Source organism: Xanthomonas sp. NCPPB 3761, assembly GCF_041475705.2.
Lineage (GTDB): Bacteria > Pseudomonadota > Gammaproteobacteria > Xanthomonadales > Xanthomonadaceae > Xanthomonas > Xanthomonas phaseoli.
Genome location: NZ_CM191262.1, coordinates 4,620,469 through 4,633,188, shown reverse-complemented (window position 1 = coordinate 4,633,188; position 12,720 = coordinate 4,620,469). Strand labels below are relative to the sequence as shown.

At 67.2% G+C, this 12,720-nt stretch carries 10 protein-coding genes; 7 read left to right on the top strand and 3 right to left on the bottom strand.

Translation table 11 applies throughout. The annotated features are described in order from the left end of the window. The first annotated feature begins 46 nt into the window (after positions 1-46). From ACCQ00_RS20180 to rpmG, 6 genes are all read left to right on the top strand, one after another. Complete coding sequence (locus tag ACCQ00_RS20180; protein WP_039571629.1) at positions 47-1,318, top strand: TolC family protein; 1,272 nt, start codon at positions 47-49, stop codon at positions 1,316-1,318. Between the two features lie 182 nt (positions 1,319-1,500). Next, positions 1,501-2,775: an efflux RND transporter periplasmic adaptor subunit gene (locus tag ACCQ00_RS20175; RefSeq protein WP_039571630.1), complete on the top strand. Its 1,275-nt coding sequence runs from the start codon at positions 1,501-1,503 to the stop codon at positions 2,773-2,775. Positions 2,776-3,348: 573 nt separating this feature from the next. After that, entirely contained in the window at positions 3,349-6,561 is a 3,213-nt protein-coding gene (locus ACCQ00_RS20170; RefSeq protein ID WP_039583982.1) for an efflux RND transporter permease subunit, read from the top strand. Further along, complete coding sequence (locus tag ACCQ00_RS20165; RefSeq protein WP_039571635.1) at positions 6,558-7,205, top strand: cation efflux transmembrane domain-containing protein; 648 nt, start codon at positions 6,558-6,560, stop codon at positions 7,203-7,205. The genes ACCQ00_RS20170 and ACCQ00_RS20165 overlap by 4 nt, the downstream gene beginning before the upstream one ends. A 261-nt stretch (positions 7,206-7,466) precedes the next feature. Then, positions 7,467-7,703 carry a 50S ribosomal protein L28 gene (gene rpmB / locus ACCQ00_RS20160; protein WP_002809459.1) on the top strand — a complete coding sequence of 79 codons (237 nt, stop codon included), beginning with the start codon at positions 7,467-7,469 and terminating at the stop codon, positions 7,701-7,703. A gap of 13 nt (positions 7,704-7,716) precedes the next feature. Further along, entirely contained in the window at positions 7,717-7,884 is a 168-nt protein-coding gene (gene rpmG, locus ACCQ00_RS20155) for a 50S ribosomal protein L33 (protein ID WP_002809462.1), read from the top strand. A 448-nt stretch (positions 7,885-8,332) separates the two neighbouring features. On the opposite strand, the gene ACCQ00_RS20150 is transcribed toward rpmG, so the two are convergent. The 3 genes from ACCQ00_RS20150 to ACCQ00_RS20140 form a co-directional block, all read right to left on the bottom strand. Then, positions 8,333-9,355, bottom strand: a complete 1,023-nt coding sequence (locus tag ACCQ00_RS20150; RefSeq protein WP_017157749.1) for an amidohydrolase family protein — start codon at positions 9,353-9,355, stop codon at positions 8,333-8,335. 228 nt (positions 9,356-9,583) lie between these two features. Beyond that, on the bottom strand, positions 9,584-10,639 hold the full coding sequence (locus ACCQ00_RS20145; protein ID WP_039571638.1) for a 4-oxalomesaconate tautomerase: 1,056 nt from the start codon (positions 10,637-10,639) through the stop codon (positions 9,584-9,586). Further along, positions 10,632-11,297 carry a 4-carboxy-4-hydroxy-2-oxoadipate aldolase/oxaloacetate decarboxylase gene (locus tag ACCQ00_RS20140; RefSeq protein ID WP_039571641.1) on the bottom strand — a complete coding sequence of 222 codons (666 nt, stop codon included), beginning with the start codon at positions 11,295-11,297 and terminating at the stop codon, positions 10,632-10,634. The genes ACCQ00_RS20145 and ACCQ00_RS20140 overlap by 8 nt, the downstream gene beginning before the upstream one ends. A gap of 124 nt (positions 11,298-11,421) precedes the next feature. Between ACCQ00_RS20140 and ACCQ00_RS20135 the strand changes: the two genes are divergently transcribed. Next, positions 11,422-12,705 (top strand): LysR family transcriptional regulator, encoded by a 1,284-nt coding sequence (locus tag ACCQ00_RS20135; protein WP_372354150.1) that lies wholly within the window; start codon positions 11,422-11,424, stop codon positions 12,703-12,705. Positions 12,706-12,720 lie beyond the last annotated feature (15 nt).

Sequence of the window (12,720 nt, the reverse complement as noted above, 5' to 3'; positions counted from 1 at the left end):
GGCAGCTGCCGGCCTGTCCATCGATCCCGATTCCGGAGACACCCTCATGTGGTTGCGACTGACGGCGCTTGCCGTCTTCGCGGTCGTGCCGTGCGCCAAGGCGCAGGACCTGCCGCCCAAACCCGTGCTGACCCTGGACGACGCCATTGCACGCGTCGCCCGCCAGCACCCCGATCTGCGCCTGGCCGATGGCCAACGCGCGGTCCTCACCGCCGAAGCCGAGCGCGACGCACTGCGTCCGCCGTTGCGCATCGGTGCCGAACTGGAAAACGTGTTCGGCACCGGCCCCACCCGCGCGCTGGACCAGGCCGAACTCACTGTCACCCTGGCCGGCGTGCTGGAACGCGGCGGCAAGTTCGACGCGCGTCGCACCCTCGCACAGGCCCGCATCGACGCGCTGGCGCCGCAACGCGCCCTGGCCCGGCTGGACGTCCTGGCCGAGGTGGCGCGCCGTTACCTGGCCATCGGCATCGCCGCGCAGCGGCACGCGGCGGCGCTGGACACGCTGGCCCAGCGCCAGCGCACCGTCAGCGCTGCGTGCCAACGGCTGCAGGCCGGCGCATCGCCCGAATCGGTGCTGCTGACCGCCCAAGCCCTGCAGGCGCGTGCAGAACTCGAACGCGACCGCGCCCAGCAGGAACTGCTTGCCGCACGCCGCCAATTGGCGGTGCTGTGGGGCGAGCGCACGCCGGACTTCGGCGCCATTACCGGCGACCCGTTGCAGCTGCCGGCCATTCCCGCGTTCGAGGTGCTGGCGCAGCTGCTCGATGCCACGCCCGAACTGGCGCGCTTGAACGGCGAGCAGCGCGTGCGCGAAGCCCGTGTGCGGCTGGCGCGCAGCCAGGCGCGCCCGGATCTGGATTGGCAGGTGGGCGTGCGCCGGCTCGAAGGCAACGACGCCACCGCGCTGCTCGGCAGCGTCTCGCTGGCATTGGGCAGCGCTGCCCGCGCGCAGCCGGAGATTCGCGCCGCCGAAGCGGAGCTGTCGCTGCTGGACATCGAACGCCAATCGCAGGCGTTGGTGCTCTACGCCACGCTGGCCGATGCGCATGGCCGCTACCGCGCTGCACAGCTGGAGGTGGCGCGCATGCGCGAGGATGTACTGTTGGCGCTCGCACGCGCCGATGCCGCCGCCGAGCGCGCCTATCGCGCCGGCGCGACCAGTTATCTGGACTGGGCACAGCTGCAGGCCCAACGCAGCGAGGCACGCCAGCAGCAACTGGCCGCCGCGTCGGAAGCGCAGACCGCGTTGATCGAAATCCAGCGCCTGACCGGGCAGCCGTTCGTGCGCGATCCTGCTGCGCAGGTGATGCCATAAATGCTGTTTCTGCACTGCGTTTTCAGGCCGCGCGTGGGGGCCCTGTTGAAATCGCCGCATCTGCAGTGATGTCGGCGTCCAGCGCGCGCCAAACGCTGTTCACGCCAGGCGCACCTTCTTCGCAACCTACCTCTATTCGTTCGCCCGACCCAGTGCGTCGGCGCCAACCAGGATCATCTTCGATGACACGTTTCATGATTGCGCCGCTGCTGCTGCTGGCGCTGGTGCTCGGTGGCTGCAGCCGCAACAGCGATGCGGCGCACGATGACCACGCAGGGCATGCCGCAGAAGGCGAGGCGGGCGCCGCTGCACACGGCGAGGAAGCCCAGGTCGGCACGCATGGCGGGCGCTTGCTCAGCCAGGACGGCGACAGCGTGGAGCTGGCCATCGCCGAAGACGGCACGCCGCCCACGTACCAGGCCTGGCTGTACCGCGATGGCAAACCGTTGCCGGCCGCCGCCGGCAAGGTGGAAGTGCATCTGACCCGGCTCGGCGGCGTCACGGAAGTGCACCAATTGACGCCGCGCGACGACGGCAGCCTGCTGGCCGACAGCACGGTCGGCGAGCCGCATTCGTTCGATGTGGACGTGCGTGCCACCGTGCAGGGCAAGACCCATCGCTGGCGTTATGCCAGCTACGAAGGACGCACCACCATCGCGGCGAAGGTTGCGCAGGACGCAGGCATTCGTGTGGCCGCCGTCGGCGCCGGCAGCATTGCCGACCAGCACGAAGTGCAGGGGCTACTGACGCCGGCAGAAGGCGCGCAAGCGCAGGCCACCGCGCGTTTTCCCGGGCCGGTACGCAGCTTGCGCGTCAACGTGGGCGACCAGGTGCGCGCCGGCCAGGTGCTGGCCACGGTGGAGAGCAATCTGAGCCTGACCACCTATGCGGTGAGCGCACCGATCGGCGGCACCGTGCTGGCGCGTAATGCCAGCCTGGGCAGCAATGCCAGCGAAGGCCAGGCCTTGTTCGAGATCGCCGATCTGTCGAGCCTGTGGGTGGATCTGCACATCTTCGGCGCCGACGCCGGGCACATCACCGCCGGCGCACCGGTGACGGTCACGCGCATCAGCGACGGCGTCGTGGCGCAGACCACCCTGGAACGCGTCTTGCCCGGCACGGCGACGGCGAGCCAGAGCACCGTGGCGCGCGCGGTGCTGCGCAACAGCGATGGCTTGTGGCGACCTGGTTCTGCGGTGAAGGCGCGGGTCACGGTGGCGCAGCAGCCGGCGGCGATGGTGGTGCCGACCGGTGCGTTGCAGCGGTTCCGCGATTGGGATGTGGTGTTTGTACGGGTGGGCGATGTCTACGAAGTGCGGCCGGTGAAGCTGGGTGCGCGCGATGCGCAGCAGGTGGAAGTGGTATCGGGGTTGGTGGCAGGTGACGCGGTGGTGGTGGAGCAGAGTTACCTGGTGAAGGCCGATATCGAAAAGTCGGGGGCTTCGCATGATCATTGAGCGCGTTGGGGTGGGCGGCATTGCGTTTTCGAGTGGGAGCGAATGTCGGATACGGGGATGCACGCCAGATCCAAGGCTTTCGCGCCCTGTCGGGCTAGAGCAAAGGCTTTCGCGGCACGAGCAAAGGCTTTCGCGCCCTGTCGGGCACGAGTCACTTTTTCTTTGCTTGTGCAAAGAAAAAGTAACCAAAAAGAAAGCACACCCCGTCCTCGCGCCCTCCGCGCCTGCGGCGCTGCGGGTGCGCAAGTCCGGCAGAAATTTTTGTAAGGGACGTCCCTGTCCCTTACAAAAACGTCGCGCATCCATGCGCGCCGCCCTGCGGGTTGTATCTGCCAGCCTTGCCGCTGCGGTATGGGGCCCCGAAAGCAAACATCATCAACATCAACATCAACATCAACATCAACATCAACATCAACATCCACAGCAACATCCACAGCAACGCTGGTGTGTGGGTGGTGGTTTCTTCGGCGTGTTGCGCGGCTGCGCGGTAGGGAGGCGGCGGTCCCGGTTGGGGTCAGGGCGAGGGCACCGACCGGCGCGGTGGAGTGCCGGGTGTGCACGGAGGGGCGTGTCATGCTGACCAACATCATCCGGTTTGCGATCGCGCAGCGTTGGTTGATGCTGGCGTTGACGGGCGTGCTGATCGCGATCGGGGCGTGGAGTTTTTCGCGCTTGCCGATCGATGCAACTCCCGACATCACCAACGTGCAGGTGCAGGTCAATACCGCGGCGCCTGGCTATTCGCCGCTGGAATCCGAGCAGCGGGTAACGTTTCCGTTGGAGACGGTGCTGGCGGGCTTGCCGGGGCTGGAATCCACGCGCTCGCTGTCGCGCTATGGCTTGTCGCAGGTGACGGCGGTCTTCGCCGATGGCACCGATCTGTATTTCGCGCGGCAACAGGTGGCCGAGCGTCTGCAGCAGGTCAAGTCGCAATTGCCTGCCGATCTGGAGCCGCAGCTGGGGCCGATTGCCACCGGCCTGGGCGAGATCTTCATGTACACGGTCGAGGCCAAGCCGAATGCGCGCAAGCCCGATGGCAGTGCGTGGACGGCGACCGATCTGCGCACCTTGCAGGATTGGGTGGTGCGCCCGCAGCTACGCAACGTGCCGGGCGTCACCGAGGTCAACACCATCGGTGGGTATGCGCGGCAGATCCATATCACCCCCGATCCGGCGCGCCTGGTCGCGCTGGGGTTCACCCTGGACGAGGTTGCCCAGGCAGTGGAGTCCAACAACCGCAACATCGGCGCCGGCTATATCGAACGTAACGGCCAGCAATTTCTGGTGCGGGTGCCGGGGCAGGTGGACGACATCGCGCAGATCGGTGCGATCGTGCTGGATCGGCGCGCCGGCGTGCCGATCCGCGTACGCGATGTGGCGCAGGTGGGCGAGGGACGCGAATTGCGCACCGGCGCCGCCACCCAGGACGGCAGCGAAGTGGTGCTCGGCACGGTGTTCATGCTGGTCGGTGCCAATAGCCGCACCGTGGCGCAGGCCGCAGCGCAGCGGCTGGAGGTGGCCAATGCCAGCTTGCCGGCGGGCGTGCAGGCAGTGCCGGTGTACGACCGCACCGCATTGGTGGACCGCACCATCGTCACCGTCGCCAAGAACCTGATCGAAGGCGCGTTGCTGGTCATCGTGGTGTTGTTCCTGTTGCTGGGCAACGTGCGCGCAGCCCTGATCACCGCGGCAGTGATCCCGCTGGCGATGTTGTTCACGCTCACCGGCATGGTGCGTGGTGGCGTGTCCGGCAACTTGATGAGCCTGGGTGCGCTGGATTTCGGTCTGATCGTCGATGGCGCGGTGATCATCGTGGAGAACTGCCTGCGCCGCTTTGGCGAAGCGCAACTGCGGCTGGGGCGCGTGCTCGAACGCGATGAGCGTTTCGAGCTCACTGCCGAGGCCACCGCCGAGGTGATCCGCCCCAGCCTGTTCGGCCTGGGCATCATCACCGCGGTGTATCTGCCGGTGTTCGCGCTCACCGGCATCGAAGGCAAGATGTTCCACCCGATGGCGATCACCGTGGTGCTGGCGCTGACTGGCGCGATGCTGCTGTCGCTGACCTTCGTGCCGGCCGCGATCGCGCTGCTGCTCGGCGGCAAGGTGGCCGAGCACGAAAACCGCGCGATGCGCTGGGCGCGCGGCGTCTACGCGCCCTTGCTCGATCGTGCGCTTCGGCACAGCCGCTGGGTCGGCATTGCAGCGCTTGCAACGGTGGCGCTGTGCGCGGTGCTGGCCACCCGCCTGGGCAGCGAGTTCATCCCCAACCTGGACGAAGGCGATATTGCGCTGCATGCCTTGCGCATTCCCGGCACCAGCCTGGAGCAGGCCATCACCATGCAATCCACGCTGGAAAAACGCATCAAGCAGTTTCCGGAGGTGGCGCATGTGTTCGGCAAGCTCGGCACCGCCGAAGTGGCCACCGACCCGATGCCGCCGTCGGTGGCCGACACGTTCCTGATCATGCATCCGCGCGCGCAGTGGCCGGATCCGCGCAAGCCCAAGGCGCAGTTGCTGGCCGAGATCGAGGAGGCGGTGAAGCAGTTGCCCGGCAACAATTACGAGTTCACCCAGCCGATCCAGATGCGCATGAACGAGCTGATCTCCGGCGTGCGTGCGGATGTGGCGATCAAGGTGTACGGCGACGATCTGGACACGCTGGTCACGCTCGGGCAGCGCGTGCAGGAAATCGCCAGCGCGGTGCCCGGTGCGGCCGATGTGAGCCTGGAACAGGCCACCGGTTTGCCGATGCTGGCGGTGGTGCCCGATCGCGCCGCACTGGCCGGCTACGGGCTCAATCCCGGCGTGGTGCAGGACACCGTGGCGGCGGCGGTGGGCGGGCAGGAAGCCGGGCAATTGTTCGAAGGCGACCGGCGCTTCGACATCGTGGTGCGCCTGCCCGAAGCCCTGCGCCAGGACCCGACCGCGCTGGCCGATCTGCCGATCCCGCTGCGCGGCGATGGCGAACGTGCCGATGCGGACGAGTCCAGCCGCGCGGCAGGATGGCGCAGTGGCGAGCCGAGCACCGTGCCGCTGCGCGAGGTCGCCAAGGTCGATACCGTGCTGGGGCCAAACCAGATCAACCGCGAAGACGGCAAGCGCCGCATCGTGATCACCGCCAACGTGCGCGATCGCGATCTGGGCGGCTTCGTGGCCGAGGTGCAGCAACGCGTCAAGGCGCAGGTCAAACTGCCCACCGGGTACTGGATCGGCTACGGCGGCACCTTCGAGCAATTGATCTCTGCCAGCCAGCGCCTGGCCTGGGTGGTGCCGGGCACCTCGCTGCTGATCTTCGCGTTGCTGTACTGGTCGTTCGGCTCGCTGCGCGATGCGCTGGTGGTGTTCAGCGGCGTGCCGCTGGCGCTGACCGGCGGCGTGGTGGCCTTGGCCCTGCGCGGGCTGGCCCTGTCGATTTCCGCCGGCGTGGGCTTTATCGCCTTGTCGGGCGTGGCGGTGCTCAACGGCCTGGTGATGATCGCCTTCGTGCGCAGCCTGCGCGCTGACGGCATGCCGCTGGAGCAGGCATTGCGCGAAGGCGCGCTGGCGCGGCTGCGGCCAGTGCTGATGACCGCCCTGGTGGCCGCGCTGGGCTTCGTGCCGATGGCCTTCAACGTCGGGGCCGGCGCCGAAGTGCAGCGCCCGCTGGCCACGGTGGTGATCGGCGGCATCGTCTCTTCCACCCTGCTCACCCTGCTGGTGTTACCGGTGCTGTATCGCTGGCTGCATCGGGAGCGGGCGCCACGCGTCGCATCGCTCCCCACGCAGCCGCACGGGAGCACGCCATGAGCGATGCCTGCTGCGGCTGCGGCAAGGCCGTGGATGTGGCTGCCATGCAGGCGCGCCAGCGGCGCGTCCTGTGGTGGGTGCTGACGATCAATACCGGCAGCTTTGCGCTGATGTTGGCCGGCGCGCTGCATAGCGGCGCGGCTTCGCTGCTGTCCGGCAGCTTGGACAATCTGGGCGATGCACTCACCTATGCACTCAGCCTGGCGGTGGTTGGCGCCAGCCTGACCGCCAAGGCGCGGGTGGCCCTGCTCAAGGCCGGCATGATTCTGCTGGCAGCGCTGGCGGTGGCAGCCGAGATCGGCTGGAAACTGGCCCACCCGCAGCTGCCGCTGTTCCAGAGCATGGGGGTGGTGGCGGCGCTGAACTTCGCTGCCAATCTGGTCTGCCTGCGCCTGTTGTGGCCCTACCGTCACGGCGACATCAACCTGGCGTCGGCCTGGGCCTGCTCGCGCAACGATGTCTACGAGGGCATTGCGGTGCTGGCGGCCAGCGCAGCGGTGTGGGCGTTCGGCAGTGGCTGGCCGGACCTGCTGATCGCAATGGCCTTGCTGCTGTTGTTCCTGCGCTCGGCCTGGCAGGTGGCGCGTAGTGCCTGGGCGGAACTGCGCCGGGTCGCTGCGCCAGCGCACGCCGAAGGCGGGTGATCGTGCCTTGGCACGGTTACCGGTGTGCGCCGGCAACCGCGGCTGGGCAGGTAGCGTAAGTGCTTGCGGCACATAGGAAAGCCGTGCATAATGCGCGGCTCGCTGTGCCCGGATCGCTCCGGATGGCGGTACCCAGCGCAATGGGGTTGCCGGCCTGTTCCAGCGTAAGTTCTTGATTCCCAACGTTGCGTGACAGCCCTGGCGCTGTCGGGGCCGCCGCTCCCCAGGCTATGGGTGGCAATTCATTTATCGAGGTGCGTAATGTCCCGCGTATGCCAAGTGTCCGGCAAGCGTGTGCAGACGGGTAACAACGTCTCCCACGCAAACAACAGAACCCGTCGTCGCTTCCTGCCCAACCTGCACGAGCGTCGCTTCTGGGTTGCCAGCGAAAACCGCTGGGTGAAGCTCCGTGTTTCCGCGCATGCATTGCGCACCATCGACAAGAACGGCATCGATGCCGTTCTGAAAGAGCTGCGTGCGCGCGGCGAAAAGGTCTGAGGAGTAAGCAGTCATGGCAAAAGGCAAGCGTGACAAGATCCGTATGATTTCCTCGGCCGCTACCGGCCACTTCTACACCACGGACAAGAACAAGAAAAACACTCCGGGGAAGATGGAAATGATGAAGTACGACCCGGTCGTGCGTAAGCACGTGATGTACAAGGAAGGCAAGATCAAGTAATCCACCGATTACGCGATCTGCATTCAAGCAAACACCCGCCGAACGGCGGGTGTTTGCGTTTGCGTTTGTGGATGTCGGATTCCGTATTGGTGCGTGCAGGTACCGTTGGAGGTGTCATTGCCGATATCGCGCAGCTAAGTCAAGCCAGCCAAGACCAAGGTCAAATGGGCAGCGGCGCGTGACTGCGTCCGTCTCCCCCGGGGCGACAAGGCACGGCTTGCACGCCGAAGGTGTGCGTGCCTTGGAGTGCTCGCGCCGCTGGCGCGGGCCGGGGCGCGCCAGCGGGGGTTGGGGTGAGGTACGGGCGAAGCCGCAGGGACACGATGGACACGAGGCTTCGCACGTACCCTCATCCGGCCCTTCGGGCCACCTTCTCCCCCATAAAGGAGGGACAATGTCGCAATGGGAGAAGGGAGCAATACGGCAAGCTCGCCGTGCAACGCCGCAGTCACAGCCCACGCGCACGCAATTGCGCGTCCAATCTCGGATACACCCGACGCGCATTGCGTTCGAACACCTTGCGCTTATCGGCGTCGGAAATGGCCAGCGCATCGATGTAGCGTTTGGTGTCGTCGAAATAGTGGCCGGTCTGCGGATCGATGCCGCGCACCGCGCCGACCATTTCCGAGCCAAAAAGGATGTTGTCGATGTCGATCACCTCGAACAACAGGTCGATCCCGGGCTGGTGATACACGCAGGTATCGAAGAACACATTGCGCATCACATGCGTGGACAGCGCAGGCTTGCCCAGCATGTCGGCCAGGCCGCGGAAACGGCCCCAGTGATACGGCACCGCACCGCCGCCGTGCGGAATGATGAAACGCAATTGCGGAAAATCGGCGAACAAATCGCCTTCGAGAAACTGCATGAAGGCCGTGGTGTCGGCATTGAGGTAATGCGCGCCGGTGGCATGGAAATTGGCATTGCAACTGCCGGAGACGTGCACCATCGCCGGCACGTCCAGTTCCACCATTTTCTCGAAGAACGGGTACCAGGCGCGGTCGGTCAGCGGCACGCCATTCCAGTGCCCGCCGGACGGGTCGGGATTGAGATTGCAGCCGACGAAACCCAGTTCGTTGACGCAGCGTTCCAGTTCGGCGATCGCGTGCGCGATCGGCACGCCTGGCGATTGCGGCAGCTGGCACACGCCGATAAAGGTGTGCGGATACAGCTGTACCACGCGCGCGATCAGGTCGTTGCAGTGGCGCGTCCACACCTGGCTCACCGCTTCGTCGCCGATGTGATGCGCCATGGTGCTGGCGCGTGGCGAAAAAATCGTCATGTCGGCGCCGCGCTCGCGCAGCAGGCGCAGTTGGTGCAGCTCGACACTTTCGCGCAGCGCATCGTCGCTGATATGCGGATACACCGGCGCCGGCAGCGTTGCGTCCGTGTAATGCGCAATCTGCGCCTTGCGAAACGCATCGTGCGCGGCGGGTGCGGTGGTGTAGTGGCCGTGGCAGTCGATGATCATGGCGATGGTGTGCGTGTTGCAGCGGAAGCGGGGCGCCAGCGACTGCCTGTGCGCCAGGTGGGACGGTCCGGTGGACGGAAGCTGCAGGTCGCAACGGCAATGGTGGTCCCGATGTGCGGATGGGCACGGGTCACGGCGCTCTGCCTGTCGATGATCTGCTTGAGCAGCACACGCGCGCACGCGCCGCTGCGATGGCGGCCGCGGCAGCTTGGCGATGCAGCGGAACGTTCAGCCATACAGCTCGCCATCGAACAATTTGCGCGCCGTGCGGAGCACCGCGGCACCGACTACGGCGCCGTGCGCATCGAGATCGATCAGGCAGCTGCTCGCACCGCTGGGGTGTTCGACATCCAGCCGCTGGCTGCGCCCGCCGGGCACCTGCGCCAGTGCGTGCGCGGGCGAGCCGGGCAACAGGCAGGCAGTGGCGACCGTGACCGCACCCAGTACGCCAATGGAGGCATGACAGCGGTGCGGGATGAACGAGCGCACGCTGATCGCGCCACCGGCGCGCGGGGCGGCGACCAGCATCATCTTCGGCACCGTGGCGTGGCGCACGTCGCCCAGCTGCATCACCGGACCTGCCTGCAGGCGCAGTGTTTCCAGGCGCGCCCTGAGCGCAGCATCGGCGTCGAGCGTGGCGCGTTCTTCGTAACCGCTGATGCCGACATCGCTGGCGCGTAGCACCACGCAGGGCATGCCGTTGTCGATCAGCGTGACCTGCAGGCCCTCGAGCGTGTCCACCGCATGCCCGCTCGGCAGCAGCGCGCCGCACGAAGAGCCGGCGATATCGGCGAATGCCAGCGCGACCGGCGCGGCCGTGCCGGGGACGCCGTCGATGCGGGCATCGCCGTCGTAACGCACCGTGCCATCGGGCGTCTGCACGGTGGCGGTAGCCAAGGTGCCGGTGTTGCGCATGAAGATGCGCACCTGGGTCTGGCCGTTGCATGTGGGGAGCAAGCCACGTTCCAGCGCGAACGGGGCAACTCCGGCCAGCATGTTGCCGCAGTTCTGTGCATCGCTGACCTGCGCCTGTTCCACCGCGACCTGCAGGAACAGATAGTCCACGTCGGCATTGGCACGCGCCGAGCGCGACACCACGGCGACCTTGGAGGTCAGCGGGTCGGCGCCGCCCATGCCGTCGATCTGGCGCGCATCCGGCGAGCCGTAGGCGCGCAGTAAGAACGCGTCGCGTGCGGCGGTGTCGGCGGGCAGATCGTCGGCCAGAAAGAATCCACCCTTGGAGGTGCCACCGCGCATCCACATGGCGCGCACGTGCTCAGACATAGCGCAGGCCTTTGGCGGCCAGGCGTTCGCGCATCGCATAGATGTCCAGGCCCAGTTCGCCGCGTGCCAGGCGTTCGCGCTTGAGCAGCTCGCGTGCCTGGCGCGCCTGCGCCTCGGTCAGCACATCGGCAGCGCTGGCACGCGGCACCACGCAGACGCCATCGTCGTCGGCCACCACCACATCGCCGGGCTGGATCAGTTGCCCGGCGCACACCAGCGGCACGTTGACCGAACCGAGCGTCTCCTTGATGGTGCCCTGCGCGCAGATGGCGCGGCTCCACGCAGGGAATTGCATGGCGGTGAGATCGCGCACATCGCGAACGCCGGCATCGATGATCAGGCCGCGACATCCGCGCGCCTGCGCCGAGGTGGCCAGCAGGTCGCCGAAGTAGCCGTCGCAACAGTCGCTGGTCGGCGCGACCACCAGCACAGCCTGCAGTTGCTCGATGGCCACATGCATCATCCAGTTGTCGCCGGGCGGAATCGACACGGTGACCGCGGTGCCGGCGATGCGGCAACCGGCGTAGATGGGACGTAGTCGATGGTGCAGCAGGCCGCTGCGGGCCTGCGCTTCGTGCACGGTGGCCACGCCGGCCTGCGCCAGCCCGTCGACGATGGCCAGCGGCGTGCGCTCGATCCGGGTAACGACCTGGCTCATCCATCCATCCTCGTTAAGAGTGCGCCGAGTCTGGCTGGGCAGAGTCAATCGCCTCAAGATTCATTTGAGGTATGCATATTGGTTTTGCTTATAGTTAGAGCATGCAGCCGACCCGGAACCGAATCTGCGTCACCTGTATGCGCTGGTCGTGGTGCACCAGGCCGGTAGCATCAGCGCGGCGGCGCCGCGGGTGAATTTGTCGCAACCGGCGCTGACCCAGGCCGTGGCGCGATTGGAGCAGCAACTGGGCGTGCGCCTGTTCGACCGGCACCCGGGTGGCATGGCGGCCACCGAGGCTGCCGGGTTGCTGGTGCCGCGTATCGAGCGGGTGCTGGCGCATCTGGGCCGGGGGATCGCAGTTGCGCGGCGTGCGCTGCGCCTGCCCGCGCGCCCTGGGCTGGAGCGGCGGGTGTCGCTGGGCCAGCTGCAGGCCTTGGTGGCGGTGGATGTGGCAGGCAGTTACGCGTTGGCGGCGGTGCGCGCCGGCGTTTCGCAGCCGGCGATCTACCGGGCGGTGCAGTCGCTGGCCGATGTGATCGAAGTGCCGCTGACGGTACGCCGCGGCAAGACCATGCAGCCCACGCCGGTGGCGCTGCGGCTGTTGCGGCAGGTGCGGCTGGCGCTGGCCGAGTTGCGTGCCGGGCTGGACGAGGTGGCCGCATTGCGTTCGCAGCACGCCGGGCGCCTTACGTTGGGGGTGATGCCGCTGGCGCGCGCCATCCTGTTGCCGCAGGTATTGGCGCGGTTTGCGCGTGCGCACCCGGGGGCCAGCGTCCAGGTGGTCGAGGGCCCGTACGCCCAATTGCTGGCGCAGCTGCGCGAGGGCGGCCTGGATTTGTTGATCGGTGCGCTGCGCGACCCGTTGCCGGTGCGCGATGTGCTGCAGGAGCCGCTGTTCGACGACGAACCGGTGATCGTGGCGCGTAGCGGCCACCCCTTGGCCGGGCAGGGCTATGCGTTTGCGCAACTGCGCGATTACCCCTGGGTGATCGCTGCCGCCGGCACGCCGGTGCGCGCGCGCTGGGAGCAGCTGTTCGGCGACCACCAGCTGGAGCCGCCGCCGGTGTGCATCGAATGCGGCGCCGAGCTGACCGTGCGCGGCCTGCTGCTGGAAGGCGACTGGTTGACCTTGATGTCGCGCGACCAGTTTCTGTTCGAGCGCCGCGCCGGCCTGCTCGAGGAGATCGGCAGCGCCGGGCCGCTGCTGCGCCGGCAGATCGGCATGACCACGCGCGCCGACTGGTATCCCACCCGGATGCAGTCGGCCTTCGTGCAGACGTTGCGGCAGGTCTGCGCCGAACGCGTGCAGCCGGCCGATGCGCAAGGCGGGCCGTTTCGCTATTGCCCCCCTGTCTGTGCGCCGCCGCCGTTGCGTTTGCGCGCGGCCAAGTCAGAATCGCATTCCTGATGAGAACGGACCACT